The sequence below is a fragment of the Pseudomonas sp. nanlin1 genome, from assembly GCF_045571515.1.
GTDB lineage: Bacteria > Pseudomonadota > Gammaproteobacteria > Pseudomonadales > Pseudomonadaceae > Aquipseudomonas.
This window is the reverse complement of record NZ_CP124218.1, coordinates 4,496,647-4,512,876: the sequence shown is the minus strand read 5'-3', so window position 1 is coordinate 4,512,876 and position 16,230 is coordinate 4,496,647. Positions and strand designations below refer to the sequence as shown.

Here is a 16,230-nt window from a genome sequence, read left to right as displayed (position 1 = left end):
ACGAGTGAGCCTGATCGCTTCTGACCACTTCCGCATCGTTGTCGGCCTCGGCAAGAGCGGCATGTCCCTGGTGCGCTTCCTTGCGCGCCGGGGCATTGCCTTTGCCGTGGCCGATACGCGGGAGAACCCGCCGGAGCTTGCGACCTTGCGCCGCGACTACCCGCAGGTTGAAGTGCGTTGCGGTGAACTCGAAGTGGACTTCTTGTGCCGCGCCGACGAGCTGTACGTCAGCCCCGGTCTGGCCTTGGCCACGCCCGCCCTGCAGCAGGCGGCCGCGCGCGGTGTGAAGCTGGCAGGGGATATCGAGTTGTTCGCGCGTTACGCCCAGGCGCCCATCGTTGCCATCAGTGGCTCCAATGCAAAAAGCACCGTGACCACTCTGGTTGGCGAAATGGCTGCAGCGGCGGGTAAACGCGTCGCCGTCGGCGGCAACCTGGGCACACCGGCACTCGACCTGTTGGCTGACGACGTCGAGCTGTACGTGCTGGAGCTGTCCAGCTTCCAATTGGAGACCACCGACCAGCTCAACGCTGAAGTGGCCACCGTGTTGAACGTCAGCGAAGATCATATGGACCGTTACAGCGGCCTGCCGGCTTATCACTTGGCCAAGCATCGGATTTTCCGCGGTGCCCGCCAGGTGGTGGTCAACCGCCAGGATGCCTTGAGCCGTCCGCTGATCGGCGAAGGCTTGCCCGCCTGGACCTTCGGTTTGAACAAACCCGACTTCAAAGGCTTCGGCCTGCGCGAAGAGCAGGGCGAGAAATACCTGGCATTCGAGTTCGACAACCTGATGCCGGTCAGCGAGCTGAAAGTACGCGGTGCGCACAACCAGGCCAATGCCCTGGCGGCGCTGGCCCTGGGGCATGCAGTCGGCTTGCCGATGGACGCCATGCTCACCAGCCTGCGGGCCTTCAAGGGTCTCAAGCACCGTTGCCAATGGTTGCGCGAACGTAATGGCGTGGCCTGGTATGACGATTCCAAGGCAACCAACGTAGGTGCCGCGATTGCCGCCATCGAAGGCTTGGGCAGCGACATCGCTGGCAAGCTCGTGCTGATCGCCGGCGGCGACGGCAAAGGTGCCGATTTCAGCGCCCTGCGTGGGCCGGTGGCTAAGCACTGCCGGGCCGTTGTGTTGCTGGGGCGCGACGCCCCGCGGATCGCCGAAGTCTTGCAGGGCAGTGTGCCCTTGTTCAATGCCGCCAACCTTGACGAGGTGGTGCAACACAGCGCCGAACTCGCCCAGGCTGGCGATGCGGTGCTGTTGTCACCGGCCTGCGCGAGCCTGGACATGTTCAAGAACTACGAAGAACGCGGGCAATTGTTTGCCCAGGCTGTGGGGGGCTTGTCATGATTTTTGGCATGATCAAGCCGTTCCCGTCGCCGCTGATCAGCGGCCGTGGCATTGATGTCGACTTCGCCATGCTTGCCGGTTGTCTGACCTTGCTCGGCCTGGGCTTGGTGATGATCACCTCGGCTTCCTCGGAAGTGGCAGCGGTGCAGTCGGGCAACCCGCTTTACATGATGATCCGCCACCTCGTCTATGTGGTGCTCGGCTTGGCTACCTGCATCGTCACCATGATGATCCCTATCGCGACCTGGCAGCGCCTGGGTTGGCTGATGCTGGTGGGGGCCTTTGGTCTGCTGATCCTGGTACTGCTGCCGGGTATCGGGCGTGAGGTCAACGGTTCGATGCGCTGGATCGGGTTTGGCGCCTTCAACGTGCAGCCTTCGGAAATTGCCAAAGTCTTCGTCGTGATCTTCCTCGCGGGTTACTTGGTGCGGCGCCAGCAGGAAGTGCGCGAGAGCTGGATGGGCTTCTTCAAACCGTTCGTGGTGTTGCTGCCCATGGCCGGGCTGCTGCTGATGGAGCCTGACTTCGGCGCCACCGTGGTCATGATGGGTGCGGCGGCCGCCATGCTGTTTCTCGGCGGCGTTGGGCTGTTCCGCTTCGCCCTGATGGTGGCCCTGGCCGTGGGCGCGGTGTTCGTGCTGGTCCAGGCGCAACCTTACCGGATGGCTCGTTTGATCACCTTCACCGACCCTTGGTCCGATCAGTTCGGCTCGGGCTACCAGCTGACTCAAGCCCTGATTGCCTTTGGCCGTGGTCAATGGCTGGGCGTCGGCCTGGGCAACAGTGTGCAAAAGCAGTTCTACCTGCCCGAAGCGCACACTGACTTCGTATTCTCGGTGCTGGCCGAAGAGCTGGGCGTGATCGGCTCGCTGTGCACCTTGGCCCTGTTCGCGTTCGTTTGCGTGCGCGGCATGTACATCGGCTTGTGGGCCGAGCGTGCCAAGCAATACTTCGCGGCGTACATGGCTTATGGCTTGTCCTTCCTGTGGATCGGCCAGTTCCTGATCAACATCGGGGTAAACGTCGGCTTGCTGCCGACCAAAGGCCTGACCTTGCCGTTCCTCAGCTACGGCGGCAGTTCGTTGGTGATCTGCTGTGCTTGCCTGGGCCTGCTGCTGCGTATCGAGTGGGAAAGCCGCATGCACTTGGGCAGCGAAGAAACCGAGTTCAGCGAAAGCGATTTCGCCGAGGAGCCCAACCATGGCCGGTAACGTGCTGATCATGGCCGGTGGCACCGGTGGCCATGTGTTCCCGGCGCTGGCCTGCGCCCGCGAGTTCCAGAACCGTGGCTTCAGCGTGCACTGGCTGGGCACGCCCCGCGGCATTGAAAACGAGCTGGTGCCCCAGGCCGGTTTGCCTCTGCACCTGATTCAAGTAACTGGCGTGCGCGGCAAGGGCCTGGCTTCATTGCTCAAGGCGCCGTTCGCGATCGTGCAGGCGATGCTTCAGGCGCGCCGCATCATCAAGCAGCTCAAGCCGGTCTGCGTGGTGGGTTTTGGCGGTTACCTGACCGGCCCCGGTGGCGTGGCCGCCAGGTTGGCCGGCGTGCCTGTGATCGTTCACGAGCAAAACGCTGTGGCCGGCACCGCCAATCGCCTGCTGGTGCCATTTGCCAGCCGCGTGTGCGAGGCGTTCCCAGACACCTTTGCCGCGTCGGGCAAGCGCCGTACCACGGGCAACCCCGTGCGCACTGAGCTGTTTCTGGAAACCCCACGGCAATCTCTGTTGGGGCGCCAGCCGCGCCTGTTGGTGCTCGGCGGCAGCCTGGGGGCCGAACCCCTGAACAAATTATTACCCGAGGCGCTGGCGCGAATTGCTGCCCAGCTGCGCCCTGAAGTTTTTCATCAGGCCGGTAAGCAACACGATCAAGTGACCGCCGAGCGCTATCGCGCTGCGGGCATCGAGGCGCAAGTCGCGCCTTTCATCAAAGACATGGCCCAGGCCTATGCCTGGGCCGACCTGGTGATCTGTCGCGCGGGTGCGCTGACCATCAGTGAGCTGGCCGCTGCCGGCCTGCCCTCGATGCTGGTGCCATTGCCCCACGCCATCGATGACCACCAGACCCGCAATGCCGATTATCTGGCCCGTGAAGGCGCTGCCTTCCTGATGCCACAAGCGACAACCGGCGCGGCCGAACTGGCCGAACGCCTGAATGAGGTTTTGATGCAACCGGAAAAACTCAACACCATGGCGAGCACCGCACGCCGCCTGGCCAAGCCTGATGCGACGCGTACCGTGGTCGACGTGTGCCTGGAGGTGGCCCATGGTTGAACACCAGCGCGCGATGCCCCAGCCTGAAATGCGCCGGATCCGTCGTATCCACTTCGTCGGCATTGGCGGCGTGGGCATGTGCGGTATCGCCGAGGTGTTGCTCAACCTCGGCTACGAGGTGTCGGGCTCCGACCTCAAGGCTTCGCCAGTGACCGAACGCCTGCAATCGTTCGGTGCGCAGATCTTCATCGGCCACCGTGCGGAAAACTCGGCGAGCGCCGACGTGCTGGTGGTGTCCAGCGCGGTGAACACGTCCAACCCCGAGGTCGCCACGGCCCTGGAGCGGCGTATTCCAGTCGTACCGCGCGCCGAAATGCTCGCCGAGTTGATGCGCTACCGGCACGGCATTGCCGTGGCGGGCACCCATGGCAAAACCACTACTACCAGCCTGATCGCCTCGGTGTTCGCGGCGGGCGGCCTGGACCCCACCTTCGTGATCGGGGGCCGACTGAACGCGGCGGGTACCAACGCGCAGTTGGGCACCAGCCGCTATCTGATCGCCGAAGCCGATGAAAGCGACGCCAGCTTCCTGCACTTGCAGCCGCTGGTGGCCGTGGTCACCAACATCGACGCCGACCACATGGACACCTACGAAGGTGACTTCAATAAACTGAAGAAAACCTTTGTCGAATTCCTCCACAACCTGCCGTTTTACGGCCTGGCCGTGGTATGTCTCGACGATCCGGTGGTACGCGAGATTCTTCCGCAGATCGCCCGTCCGACTTTGACCTACGGTGTCAGCGAAGAGGCCGACATCCGCGCGATCAACATTCGCCAGCAGGGCATGCTGACCCATTTCACCGTGCTGCGCCGCGACCGCGAACCTTTGGATGTCTCGGTGAACATGCCGGGCAACCACAACGTACTGAACGCGCTGGCCACCATTGCCATCGCCACCGACGAGGGCATCAGCGATGCAGCCATCGTCCAGGGCCTGTCGGGCTTCCAGGGCGTCGGCCGGCGCTTTCAGGTGTACGGCGAGCTACCCGTCGAAGGCGGCAGCGTGATGCTGGTGGACGACTACGGCCACCATCCGCGTGAAGTCGCGGCGGTCATCAGTGCCGTGCGCGGCGGCTGGCCTGGCAAGCGCCTGGTCATGGTGTATCAGCCACACCGGTTCAGCCGTACCCGCGACCTCTACGACGACTTCGTCCAGGTCCTGGCCGATGCCAACGTGTTGCTGCTGATGGAAGTCTACCCAGCGGGCGAAGAGCCGATCCCTGGGGCCGACAGCCGCCAGCTGTGCCACAGCATCCGCCAACGCGGCCAACTCGACCCTATCTATATCGACCGCGGTGTCGAGCTGGCGCCACTGGTCAAGCCACTGCTGCGTCCCGGCGACATCCTGTTGTGCCAGGGCGCGGGTGACATTGGTGGCCTTGCGCCGCAATTACTGAAAAGTCCGTTGTTCGCCGGTGCCATCGTCGCCGGTCAGGGGAAATCGAAATGAGCGCAGTGAGTTCATCCACCTTGCAGTCAACCATCGCACCCGCCGACTTCGGCCGGGTCGCCGTGTTGTACGGCGGCAAGAGTGCAGAGCGCGAAGTCTCGCTGAAATCCGGTGCAGCGTGCCTCGACGCGTTGCTCAGTGCTGGCGTTGACGCCTTCGGGATCGATGTAGGCGACGACCTGCTGCAGGTATTGCTCAAGGAAAAGATCGACCGAGCCTTTATTATTCTGCATGGCCGCGGCGGTGAAGACGGCAGCATGCAAGGCTTGCTCGAATGCCTGGGCATCCCCTACACCGGCAGCGGCATACTCGCCTCGGCGCTGGCCATGGACAAGCTGCGCACCAAGCAAGTCTGGCAGAGCCTGGGTATCCCGACACCTCGGCACGCTGTGCTGGCCAGCGAAGCTGATTGTATTTTGGCAGGCACGGAACTGGGCTTCCCTTTAATCGTCAAACCGGCCCATGAAGGTTCGAGTATCGGTATGGCCAAGGTGAGCAGCGTCGCGGAACTGACCGCCGCCTGGAAAACCGCCAGCACCTACGATTCGCAAGTGATGGTCGAACAGTGGATTCAAGGCCCCGAGTTCACCATTGCCATTCTGCGCGATCAAGTGCTGCCCCCCATTGCCCTGGGCACCCCGCACACGTTCTACGACTACGACGCCAAGTACGTGGCCAATGACACCCAATACCGCATCCCCTGTGGCCTGGACGCCGGTAAGGAACAGGAGCTCATCGACCTGACCGCCCGCGCTTGTGCCGCCATCGGTATTTCCGGTTGGGGCCGCCTGGATGTGATGCAAGACGACCAAGGGCGTTTCTGGCTGCTCGAGGTCAACACGGCGCCTGGCATGACCGATCATAGCCTGGTGCCCATGGCCGCGAAGGCCGCCGGTTTGGATTTCCAGCAGTTGGTGCTGGCGATTCTGGCCGCAAGCGTTGAGGCGCGAGGTTAAGTGATGCGAGGCCCGTCGATTCGTCAGCAGCAGCCCCCCGCCATCGGCCGTAACAAGCCGGTGCCTCGGGGTGCCAGCCGCATGGTGGCCAAAGAGCCGCTGTCGGTGCGATTGCCCAAAGCCAACTTCAGTGTTTTCAAGAAACTGATGTGGCCCGTCATGCTGGTGGCGTTGGGCTTCGGCACGTACGAAGGGGCCCAGCGCCTGCTGCCTTATGCGGATCGGCCTATTTCCAAGATTGCTGTGCAAGGTGACCTGAGCTACATCAGCCAGCAAGCCGTGCAGCAGCGCATCGCACCGTATGTCAGCGGCAGCTTCTTCACCATTGACCTGGCGAGCATGCGCCTGGAGCTGGAGAAAATGCCGTGGATTGCCCACGCCGAAGTGCGCCGGGTATGGCCTGACCAGGTGGTCATCCGCCTGGAAGAACAGCTGCCAGTCGCACGTTGGGGCAACGAGGCGCTCTTGAACAACCAGGGCGAGGCGTTCGCGCCTCGCGAGCTGGCCAACTATGAACACCTGCCGCAGTTGTACGGCCCGCAACGGGCTCAGCAGCAGGTCATGCAGCAGTATCAGGTATTGAGCCAGATGCTTCGCCCGCTGGGTTTTTCCGTGGCTCGCCTGGAGCTACGTGAGCGTGGCAGCTGGTTTTTGACGACAGGCGCGGGAAGCGCCGGCCCAGGTATCGAGTTGTTGCTGGGACGTGACCACTTGCTGGAAAAAATGCGCCGCTTTATCGCCATTTATGACAAGACGCTGAAAGACCAGATCACGAATATCGCGCGAGTCGACCTGCGCTACGCCAACGGCCTGGCCGTTGGCTGGCGTGAACAGATCGCCCCGACGACGGACAAACCCGCCGTCGCGAAGAATTAAGAAGAGGCAGGACCATGGCAAACGTGCAAAGCGGGAAAATGATCGTCGGTCTGGATATCGGCACCTCCAAGGTGGTGGCGCTGGTCGGTGAAGTCGCAGCCGACGGTACGCTCGACATCGTTGGCATCGGCACGCACCCCTCACGCGGTCTGAAGAAAGGCGTGGTGGTGAACATCGAGTCCACCGTGCAATCGATTCAGCGTGCGGTCGAGGAGGCCCAGTTGATGGCCGGCTGCCGGATCCACTCGGCGTTCGTGGGCGTCGCGGGCAACCATATTCGCAGCCTGAATTCCCACGGCATCGTCGCCATTCGCGACCGTGAAGTGAGCATGGCCGACCTCGAGCGCGTCCTCGACGCAGCCCAGGCGGTGGCGATCCCGGCGGACCAGCGGGTGCTGCACACCCTGCCGCAGGACTACGTGATCGACAACCAGGAAGGTGTACGTGAGCCTTTGGGCATGTCTGGTGTGCGCCTGGAAGCCAAGGTGCATGTGGTGACCTGCGCGGTCAACGCGGCGCAGAACATCGAGAAGTGCGTGCGCCGCTGTGGCCTGGAAATCGACGACATCATCCTCGAGCAGTTGGCCTCGGCGTACTCGGTGCTGACTGACGACGAGAAAGAGTTGGGTGTGTGCCTGGTGGACATCGGTGGCGGCACCACCGACATCGCCATCTTCACCGAAGGCGCCATTCGCCACACTGCGGTCATCCCCATTGCCGGTGATCAAGTCACCAACGACATCGCCATGGCATTGCGTACGCCCACTCAGTACGCCGAAGAAATCAAAATCCGCTATGCCTGTGCTTTGGCCAAACTGGCGGGCGCTGGCGAAACCATCAAGGTGCCAAGTGTCGGCGACCGGCCACCGCGCGAGCTGTCGCGCCAGGCCCTGGCCGAAGTGGTCGAGCCGCGTTATGACGAGCTGTTTACCCTGATCCAGGGCGAACTGCGCCGCAGCGGCTATGAAGATCTGATCCCGGCCGGCATCGTGTTGACCGGTGGTACTTCGAAGATGGAAGGCGCGGTCGAATTGGCCGAGGAAATTTTCCACATGCCAGTGCGCCTCGGCGTGCCCCACAGCGTGCGCGGCCTGGCTGATGTAGTGCGCAACCCGATTTACTCCACCGGCGTCGGCTTGCTGATGTACGGGCTGCAAAAGCAGTCCGATGGCGTATCGCTTTCCGGTATGAGCAATAGCGGCAATTACGGCGATGAACCCAAGGCGCCGGTGCTGGAACGTTTCAAGCGCTGGGTTCAGGGTAACTTCTGAGTTCGGTGGGCAATAGATTCAAAAAGCAGTAGGCAGTAGGCGCAAAAAAACTAGAGAACTGTAAGGAGAGGGAAAATGTTCGAACTCGTAGACAACGTCCCGCAAAGCCCGGTCATCAAGGTTATCGGTGTAGGCGGTGGTGGCGGCAACGCCGTCAACCATATGGTCAAAAGCAACATTGAAGGCGTGGAATTCATCTGCGCCAACACTGACGCCCAGGCCCTGAAAAACATCGGTGCTCGCACCATCCTGCAACTGGGCACTGGGGTGACCAAGGGCCTGGGCGCTGGCGCCAATCCCGAGGTTGGCCGCCAAGCCGCCATGGAAGACCGTGAGCGCATCGCCGAAGTGCTGCAGGGCACCAACATGGTGTTCATCACCACCGGCATGGGCGGCGGTACCGGTACCGGTGCTGCGCCGATCATCGCCGAAGTGGCCAAGGAAATGGGGATTTTGACCGTTGCAGTCGTGACGCGTCCGTTCCCGTTCGAAGGTCGCAAACGCATGCAGATCGCCGATGAAGGCATCCGCGCGCTGTCCGAAAGCGTTGACTCGTTGATCACCATTCCCAACGAAAAACTGCTGACCATCCTGGGTAAAGACGCCAGCCTGCTGTCGGCTTTCGCCAAGGCCGATGACGTGTTGGCCGGTGCCGTTCGCGGTATTTCCGACATCATCAAGCGCCCGGGCATGATCAACGTCGACTTTGCCGACGTACGTACCGTGATGAGCGAAATGGGCATGGCCATGATGGGTACTGGCTGCGCCAGCGGCCCGAACCGTGCGCGCGAAGCCACTGAAGCGGCCATTCGCAACCCACTGCTCGAAGACGTCAACCTGCAAGGTGCGCGCGGCATCCTGGTGAACATCACCGCCGGTCCTGACCTGTCCCTGGGTGAGTACTCCGACGTGGGTAGCATCATCGAAGCGTTCGCGTCCGATCACGCCATGGTCAAGGTCGGCACCGTTATCGACCCAGATATGCGTGACGAGCTGCACGTGACCGTGGTTGCCACCGGCCTGGGTGCGAAAATCGAGAAGCCTACCAAGGTGATCGACAACACCATGCAAACCGCTGCCCAGACACCCCCACCGTCGCAGCAGCCGGCCCGTCAAGACCAGCCATCGGTGAACTACCGTGACCTGGACCGCCCGACCGTTATGCGCAACCAGGCTCACGCCGGTGCAGCAGCAGCGGCCAAGGCCAACCCGCAAGATGACTTGGATTACCTGGACATTCCAGCCTTCCTGCGTCGTCAGGCTGATTGATGGAATTTATCAGGCATATAAAGGTGATTGGTGTTCAGCAAAGGCTCGGTCTGCTATTATCGCCAGCCTTTGTTGATACCAGTTCGCAATTTGCGCTGAAGCGGCCATGCCATGATTAAACAACGCACCCTGAAGAATATTATCCGTGCCACAGGCGTTGGCCTGCATTCTGGGGAGAAGGTTTACCTGACCCTCAAGCCTGCACCTGTGGATACCGGCATCGTGTTCTGTCGCGTCGACCTTGATCCGATCGTGCAGATCCCTGCCCGTGCGGAAAATGTCGGCGCCACCACGATGTCCACCACGCTCGTCAATGGCGACACCAAGGTGGACACGGTGGAGCACCTGCTCTCGGCCATGGCCGGTTTGGGTATCGATAACGCCTACGTCGAGCTCTCCGCGTCCGAAGTGCCAATCATGGATGGTAGTGCCGGGCCCTTTGTATTCCTGATTCAATCTGCCGGCCTGGAAGAACAGGACGCGCCGAAGAAATTCATTCGTATCCTGCGTGAAGTGACAGTGGAAGACGGCGACAAGCGCGCTACTTTCCTGCCTTTCGAAGGTTTCAAAGTGAGTTTCGAGATCGATTTCGATCACCCGGTATTCAAGGATCGCACCCAGATCGCGAGCGTCGACTTTTCCAGCACGTCCTTCGTGAAAGAAGTCAGCCGCGCCCGTACATTTGGCTTTATGAGCGACCTGGAATACCTGCGCAAGCATAACCGGGCACTGGGCGGTAGCGTAGATAACGCCATCGTGGTGGACAAAGACGGCGTGCTTAACGAAGACGGCCTGCGGTACGAGGACGAATTCGTCAAACACAAGATCCTCGATGCCATTGGCGATCTCTACCAATTGGGTAACAGTCTGATCGGCGAATTTCGTGGCTTCAAGTCGGGCCACGGGCTGAACAATCAGTTGTTGCGCAAGTTGCTGTCCGAGAAAGACGCCTGGGAAGTGGTTACGTTCGAAGATGCCAGTTTGGCACCTATCTCGTACATGCGTCCTGTTGCGGCAGGCTGAGTTCGAACTGCTTCTCTCTAGTTTAAAAGCCACCTTAATCGGTGGCTTTTTTATGGGCGACCTAATCGTTCTGCTAGATGGCCCCGGGCGCGGGGCAGCGCTAGGATTCCGACGTCAGCGCACCCCCAATGGGTGTGATGCAACGTTGAGGTTTTCTTATGAGCCATATCCCGTCAGTTGGCCCCGGACATTCAGGCTCCGCGGATGAACTCGAAGACGCTCGCCAGGTCTTGCGGCGCACTGGGCACCGCATCGACCGCTTACACAAAGTCGGTTCAGGCTATTTGTTCGCCCACGGTGATTGCCAATGTGCCTTGCGGATCAGCACAGAACAGCTCGCCGAGTTGCGCGAAGGTCTTAGGGACGTTCAGGGGCGCGCTTATGTGTTTCCCGATAAGTACTACGTGGCTTCAACGGCGGCCGTCAGTGATATCAAAGTGTGGATCGACACCGCCATTCCGGATGCCTGGCAGTTGCTCATCTATCGCGCCCTTAGCCACTGGAATGCGGACAGCTTGCAGTCCAGTATCTCCCTGCGTTTTGTGTCGCAGCAAAGCGATGCCGACACCCTGGTGCGCAGTTACGACATCGAAGATGGCTTGCTGGGCTGGGCCGATATGCCGGCCTTCAGTGCAGTAGGGCGATCAGTGAATATCAATCGACACTATGGGTCGCTTTACTCAGACAGTGTTTACACCAATACGATTGTGCATGAGATGGGCCATGCGCTCGGCTTTGCTCACGCGGGCGGGGAGGACCCTTCGTTCGGTTTGCCTGACCGGCATTTGGCCCATACCAGCCCGTTCAAGGACCCGCGTGCGGTCATGGCCAGTGCCGGGCACGAATGGTATGGGTTCAGCGCGGATGAAAAAGACGCAATGCGGCTTCTGCACCCTCGATCCGCGGCCCCCCGCCAAACGTCTGATTAAACCGCCGGCCGCCCGTGGCTGGCCAAACGCTCCAATGCAGCGCGCAGTTTAGGGTCGCTGATGCCGTCGGCGGTGGCCTGAATGTGCTCGGCCGAGCGGCTGGACAGGTCGATGTTGCGCTCAGCGGCCTTGCTCTGGGTGACGCTGGGCTGGACCTTGAATAGCACACGGGTGAGGCTGTTGAATTCATCGAGGGCCTGCAGGTCACGCTGCAGGCGCTTTTGTTGATAGCGCAAGCGCGTTGCCCAGTGTCCGTCAGTAACCACCAGCAGCAGGGTGCCTTCACGCCAGGACGCCACATAGCAGTGCTCGCGCGCAGCCGGTTGCAGTTGGCTTTCGAGCAGCCGCTGCAGGTGCGAAAGGCGTTGCGCCTGGCTGAACAAAGCTTTCAACGGCTTGGCTTCGCGCAGCAGCGCGGCGGGGGCGCGGGCATTGAGGGGCCGAAATGCCATTCCAGAGACACCTGAGGTTACAGAGCGCTTATGGTAACAGAATCGTGCAGGCGCGCCTGAATCCGCTATTTATCCGGGAAAACAAAGCAAATCAAAGATTAAACATTGCCCATAGCGGGTTGAAGTCGTGGAAAAAGCCCTTATTGTAGAGCTGCCCCGTTACAGCGCTGTGCCAGCATTGTGGAATAACGCCACTTTCCTCTCCATCGTTTCCGGGTAGAATACTCGTTCGCATGCGGCCATCAGGGCTGCACGGGCGACTCACGGGGCCGCCCTCCATCCCTACGTGTGGAAGATCCTGCCGATATGTTTGCGCCTTTGTTAAAGAAACTTTTTGGAAGCAAGAACGAGCGTGAAGTCAGACGCATGCTCAAGACGGTACAGATCGTCAATGCCTTCGAAGAGCAAATGGTGGCCCTCTCTGACGAGCAATTGCGCGCCAAGACCGCAGAGTTCAAGGCCCGCCTGGCAAAGGGTGAGACCCTCGACAAGCTTCTGCCTGAAGCCTTCGCGGTTGCCCGCGAAGCCGGTAAGCGCGTCATGGGCATGCGCCACTTCGACGTTCAGTTGATCGGTGGCATGACCCTGCACGAAGGCATGATCGCCGAGATGCGCACCGGTGAGGGTAAAACCCTGGTCGCTACCCTGGCCGTTTACCTCAATGCGCTGTCCGGCAAGGGCGTGCACGTGGTGACGGTCAACGATTACCTGGCTCGTCGTGACGCCAACTGGATGCGCCCGCTTTACGAGTTCCTCGGCCTGAGCGTGGGCGTTGTCACGCCATTCGCGCCGCCTGATGAGAAGCGTATTGCCTATGCGTCGGACATCACCTACGGCACCAACAACGAATTCGGCTTCGACTACCTGCGCGACAACATGGCGTTCAGCGTTGAAGAAAAATTCCAGCGCGAGCTGAATTTCGCCGTGATCGACGAAGTCGACTCCATCCTCATCGACGAAGCCCGTACGCCGCTGATCATCTCCGGCCAGGCCGAAGACAGCTCCAAGCTGTACACCGAGATCAACCGGCTGATTCCTCAGCTCAAGCAACATATCGAGGAAGTCGAAGGCCAAGTCACCCAGGAAGGCCATTTCAGCATTGACGAGAAGACCCGCCAGGTCGAACTCAATGAAAACGGCCACCAGTACATCGAAGAAATGCTCACCCGCGCCGGCTTGCTGGCTGAGGGCGAGAGCCTATATTCGGCGCACAACCTCGGCCTGCTGACCCACGTTTATGCCGGCCTGCGCGCGCACAAGCTGTTCCATCGCAACGTCGAGTACATCGTTCAGGACGGTCAGATTCTGCTGGTCGACGAGCACACCGGCCGCACCATGCCGGGCCGTCGCTTGTCCGAGGGCCTGCACCAGGCCATCGAAGCCAAGGAAAACCTCAACATCCAGGCTGAGAGCCAGACCCTGGCCTCGACCACGTTCCAGAACTACTTCCGCTTGTACAACAAACTGTCCGGCATGACCGGTACGGCTGATACCGAAGCGTTCGAATTTCATCAGATCTACAGCCTATCGGTGATGGTCATCCCGCCGAACAAGCCTTTAGCGCGTAAAGACTTCAACGACCTGGTCTACCTGACGGCCGAAGAAAAGTACGCCGCCATTGTCGCCGACATCAAAGAAAGCATGGCCCTGGGCCGCCCAGTGTTGGTGGGTACGGCGACCATCGAGACCTCCGAGCACATGTCGGCCCTGTTGAATCAGGAAGGCATCGAGCACAAGGTGCTCAACGCCAAGTTCCACGAAAAGGAAGCCGAGATCATTGCCCAGGCCGGTCGCCCAGGTGCTCTGACCATCGCCACCAACATGGCGGGCCGTGGTACCGACATTCTGCTGGGTGGTAACTGGGAGGTCGAAGTGGCCAACCTGGACAACCCCAGCGCCGAGCAGATCGCCCAGATCAAAGCCGACTGGCAGAAGCGTCACCAGCAGGTCATCGAGTCCGGCGGGCTGCATGTGATCGCGTCCGAACGCCATGAATCGCGCCGCATTGACAACCAATTGCGCGGCCGTGCCGGGCGCCAGGGCGATACCGGTTCGAGCCGGTTCTACCTGTCGCTGGAAGACAGCCTCATGCGTATCTTCGCCTCGGACCGGGTGAAGAACTTCATGAAGGCACTGGGCATGCAGTCCGGTGAAGCGATCGAACACCGCATGGTGACCAATGCCATCGAGAAGGCCCAGCGCAAGGTAGAAGGGCGCAACTTCGATATCCGCAAGCAATTGCTGGAGTTCGATGACGTGGCCAACGAGCAGCGTAAAGTTATCTACCACATGCGTAACAGCCTGCTGGCCGCCGACAACATTGGCGACACCATCGCTGACTTCCGTCAGGAAGTCCTGGCTACGCTGTTCGCCCAACACATTCCACCACAGTCGTTGCCCGAGCAATGGGATGTGGCCGGGCTCGAGGCTGCGCTGCAAAGCGACTTCGGGGTGACGTTACCGATCCAGCAATGGCTCGACGAAGACGACAAGCTCTACGAAGAAACCTTGCGTGAAAAGGTCATGGTCGAACTCTTGGCGGCTTACACCGAGAAAGAAGACCAGGCCAGCGCCGAAGCGCTGCGCACCTTCGAGAAGCAAATCGTCCTGCGCGTGCTCGACGACCTGTGGAAAGACCATCTGTCGACCATGGACCACTTGCGCCACGGTATTCACCTGCGTGGCTATGCGCAGAAGAACCCGAAGCAGGAATACAAGCGCGAGTCGTTTACCCTGTTCCAGGAGCTTTTGGATTCGATCAAGCGCGATGCCATTCGCGTGCTGTCCCACGTGCAAGTGCGCCGCGAGGACCCCGCCGAAGAAGAAGCACGCCTGCGCCGCGATGCCGAGGAATTGGCCCAGCGCATGAAGTTCGAACACGCCGAAGCCCCTGGCCTGGAGCAACCGATTGCCTTGGAAGAGGCGGGCGATGTGGCCGTGGCAACCGCTCCGGTGCGTAACGACCAGAAACTGGGCCGTAACGAATTGTGCTGGTGTGGTTCCGGTAAGAAATACAAGCACTGCCACGGCCAGATCAACTGATCGAGCCCCGGCTGGCTAATTGAAGCACCCTTTGCGCCGCGACTGGCCCTGCCGTCGCGGCGTTTTACGATAATTGGCAGCGCTCAAGGCGCTGCGCCTCACTTTTTCAGGAGCGCCCCCATGGCTGTTGGTCTTGGTCCTTTGCCTACACTGCACCCGGTTGCCGGTTTCGAGCTGGGTATCGCTTCTGCCGGTATCAAGCGCCCGGGGCGCAAGGATGTGGTGGTCATGCGCTGCGCCGAAGGGTCCAACGTGGCAGGGGTTTTTACCCTTAACGCTTTCTGCGCCGCGCCGGTCATTCTCTCCAAGCAACGCTTGGGTGGGCCTGTGCGCTACCTGCTGACCAACACCGGCAATGCCAACGCTGGCACCGGTGAGCCAGGCCTGGCCGCCGCTGAGCGCACCTGCAGTGCCCTGGCTGCCCTGACCGGGGTAGACGCCAGCGCCGTCATGCCTTTTTCCACCGGGGTCATTGGCGAGCCCTTGCCCGTAGAAAAAATCGAAGGCGCGCTGCAAGCCGCCCTGGATGATTTGTCCGTGGACAACTGGGCGGCAGCAGCCACCGGCATCATGACCACCGATACCCTGCCCAAAGGCGCTAGCCGCCAGTTCCAGCATGATGGCGTCACGGTCACCGTGACCGGTATCAGCAAGGGCGCCGGGATGATCCGGCCGAACATGGCGACCATGTTGGGCTACATCGCCACCGACGCCAAAGTGGCACCCCAGGTGTTGCAGGACCTGCTGCGCGATGGCGCCAACAAGTCCTTCAACCGCATCACCATCGATGGCGACACGTCGACCAACGACTGCTGCATGTTGATCGCAACCGGCCAGGCCGCGCTGCCGGAAATCACCGAGGCCAGCGGCAGCCTGTTCGCGGCGCTGAAGCAGGCGGTGTTCGAGGTGTGCATGGAGGTGGCCCAGGCCATCGTGCGAGACGGCGAAGGGGCGACCAAGTTTGTCACCGTTGAAGTCAATGGCGGCGGCACGCACCAAGAATGCCTGGATGTAGGCTACGCTGTGGCTCATTCGCCGCTGATCAAGACCGCGTTGTTCGCTTCAGACCCCAACTGGGGGCGCATTCTCGCCGCAGTGGGCCGCGCCGGCGTGGAGCAATTGGACGTCAGCAAAATCGACGTTTACTTGGGTGAAGTGTGTATCGCCAGCCGCGGTGGGCGTTCGGCCAGTTACACGGAGGAGCAGGGTGCAGCGGTGATGGCGCGGGCGGAAATCACCATTCGTATCGAGCTGGGCCGAGGCGCGTGCAGTGAAACCATCTGGACCACTGACCTGTCCCACGAGTACGTCAAGATCAACGCCGAATACCGCACCTGATG

Annotated in this window: 13 protein-coding genes; 12 read left to right on the top strand and 1 reads right to left on the bottom strand. The window is 61.0% G+C overall.

Going from position 1 to position 16,230, the window contains the following annotated elements:
- The first annotated feature begins 4 nt into the window (after nucleotides 1–4).
- The 10 genes from murD (at nucleotide 5) to QCL65_RS20790 (ending at nucleotide 11,396) form a co-directional block, all read left to right on the top strand.
- On the top strand, nucleotides 5–1,351 hold the full coding sequence (murD, locus tag QCL65_RS20835; protein WP_407312140.1) for a UDP-N-acetylmuramoyl-L-alanine--D-glutamate ligase: 1,347 nt from the start codon (nucleotides 5–7) through the stop codon (nucleotides 1,349–1,351).
- On the top strand, nucleotides 1,348–2,562 hold the full coding sequence (gene ftsW / locus QCL65_RS20830) for a putative lipid II flippase FtsW (RefSeq protein WP_407312138.1): 1,215 nt from the start codon (nucleotides 1,348–1,350) through the stop codon (nucleotides 2,560–2,562). The genes murD and ftsW overlap by 4 nt, the downstream gene beginning before the upstream one ends.
- Nucleotides 2,552–3,622, top strand: a complete 1,071-nt coding sequence (gene murG / locus QCL65_RS20825) for an undecaprenyldiphospho-muramoylpentapeptide beta-N-acetylglucosaminyltransferase (protein ID WP_407312136.1) — start codon at nucleotides 2,552–2,554, stop codon at nucleotides 3,620–3,622. Before ftsW ends, murG begins: the two co-directional genes overlap by 11 nt.
- The gene (gene murC, locus QCL65_RS20820; protein ID WP_407312134.1) at nucleotides 3,615–5,072 is read left to right on the top strand and encodes a UDP-N-acetylmuramate--L-alanine ligase; all 1,458 of its coding nucleotides are present in this window, start codon (nucleotides 3,615–3,617) and stop codon (nucleotides 5,070–5,072) included. Before murG ends, murC begins: the two co-directional genes overlap by 8 nt.
- A complete protein-coding gene (locus tag QCL65_RS20815) occupies nucleotides 5,069–6,028 on the top strand; it encodes a D-alanine--D-alanine ligase (protein WP_407312132.1) in 960 nt (319 codons plus the stop codon). Before murC ends, QCL65_RS20815 begins: the two co-directional genes overlap by 4 nt.
- Nucleotides 6,029–6,031: 3 nt before the next feature.
- Nucleotides 6,032–6,904: a cell division protein FtsQ/DivIB gene (locus tag QCL65_RS20810; RefSeq protein ID WP_407312130.1), complete on the top strand. Its 873-nt coding sequence runs from the start codon at nucleotides 6,032–6,034 to the stop codon at nucleotides 6,902–6,904.
- Nucleotides 6,905–6,918: 14 nt separating this feature from the next.
- Nucleotides 6,919–8,175, top strand: coding sequence for a cell division protein FtsA (gene ftsA / locus QCL65_RS20805; RefSeq protein ID WP_407312128.1), 1,257 nt, complete (start codon nucleotides 6,919–6,921; stop codon nucleotides 8,173–8,175).
- Between the two features lie 75 nt (nucleotides 8,176–8,250).
- Nucleotides 8,251–9,444, top strand: coding sequence for a cell division protein FtsZ (gene ftsZ, locus QCL65_RS20800; protein WP_407312126.1), 1,194 nt, complete (start codon nucleotides 8,251–8,253; stop codon nucleotides 9,442–9,444).
- Between the two features lie 111 nt (nucleotides 9,445–9,555).
- A complete protein-coding gene (gene lpxC, locus QCL65_RS20795; RefSeq protein ID WP_407312124.1) occupies nucleotides 9,556–10,467 on the top strand; it encodes a UDP-3-O-acyl-N-acetylglucosamine deacetylase in 912 nt (303 codons plus the stop codon).
- 158 nt (nucleotides 10,468–10,625) lie between these two features.
- Nucleotides 10,626–11,396 carry a hypothetical protein gene (locus QCL65_RS20790; RefSeq protein WP_407312122.1) on the top strand — a complete coding sequence of 257 codons (771 nt, stop codon included), beginning with the start codon at nucleotides 10,626–10,628 and terminating at the stop codon, nucleotides 11,394–11,396.
- On the opposite strand, the gene QCL65_RS20785 is transcribed toward QCL65_RS20790, so the two are convergent.
- Nucleotides 11,393–11,848, bottom strand: coding sequence for a DUF721 domain-containing protein (locus QCL65_RS20785; RefSeq protein WP_407312120.1), 456 nt, complete (start codon nucleotides 11,846–11,848; stop codon nucleotides 11,393–11,395). The two genes, QCL65_RS20790 and QCL65_RS20785, sit on opposite strands and share 4 nt — an antisense overlap.
- 306 nt (nucleotides 11,849–12,154) lie before the next feature.
- Between QCL65_RS20785 and secA the strand changes: the two genes are divergently transcribed.
- On the top strand, nucleotides 12,155–14,890 hold the full coding sequence (gene secA, locus QCL65_RS20780) for a preprotein translocase subunit SecA (protein ID WP_407312118.1): 2,736 nt from the start codon (nucleotides 12,155–12,157) through the stop codon (nucleotides 14,888–14,890).
- 120 nt (nucleotides 14,891–15,010) lie between these two features.
- A complete protein-coding gene (gene argJ / locus QCL65_RS20775; RefSeq protein ID WP_407312116.1) occupies nucleotides 15,011–16,228 on the top strand; it encodes a bifunctional glutamate N-acetyltransferase/amino-acid acetyltransferase ArgJ in 1,218 nt (405 codons plus the stop codon).
- Nucleotides 16,229–16,230 lie beyond the last annotated feature (2 nt).

Bases quoted from the DNA above. Each gene is read 5' to 3' on its own strand.
- QCL65_RS20785 (WP_407312120.1), bottom strand. From the start codon at position 11,848: ATGGCATTTCGGCCCCTCAATGCCCGCGCCCCCGCCGCGCTGCTGCGC.
- murC (WP_407312134.1), top strand. From the start codon at position 3,615: ATGGTTGAACACCAGCGCGCGATGCCCCAGCCTGAAATGCGCCGGATC.
- secA (WP_407312118.1), top strand. From the start codon at position 12,155: ATGTTTGCGCCTTTGTTAAAGAAACTTTTTGGAAGCAAGAACGAGCGT.
- murG (WP_407312136.1), top strand. From the start codon at position 2,552: ATGGCCGGTAACGTGCTGATCATGGCCGGTGGCACCGGTGGCCATGTG.
- ftsZ (WP_407312126.1), top strand. From the start codon at position 8,251: ATGTTCGAACTCGTAGACAACGTCCCGCAAAGCCCGGTCATCAAGGTT.
- ftsW (WP_407312138.1), top strand. From the start codon at position 1,348: ATGATTTTTGGCATGATCAAGCCGTTCCCGTCGCCGCTGATCAGCGGC.
- lpxC (WP_407312124.1), top strand. From the start codon at position 9,556: ATGATTAAACAACGCACCCTGAAGAATATTATCCGTGCCACAGGCGTT.
- ftsA (WP_407312128.1), top strand. From the start codon at position 6,919: ATGGCAAACGTGCAAAGCGGGAAAATGATCGTCGGTCTGGATATCGGC.
- QCL65_RS20810 (WP_407312130.1), top strand. From the start codon at position 6,032: ATGCGAGGCCCGTCGATTCGTCAGCAGCAGCCCCCCGCCATCGGCCGT.
- argJ (WP_407312116.1), top strand. From the start codon at position 15,011: ATGGCTGTTGGTCTTGGTCCTTTGCCTACACTGCACCCGGTTGCCGGT.
- QCL65_RS20790 (WP_407312122.1), top strand. From the start codon at position 10,626: ATGAGCCATATCCCGTCAGTTGGCCCCGGACATTCAGGCTCCGCGGAT.
- QCL65_RS20815 (WP_407312132.1), top strand. From the start codon at position 5,069: ATGAGCGCAGTGAGTTCATCCACCTTGCAGTCAACCATCGCACCCGCC.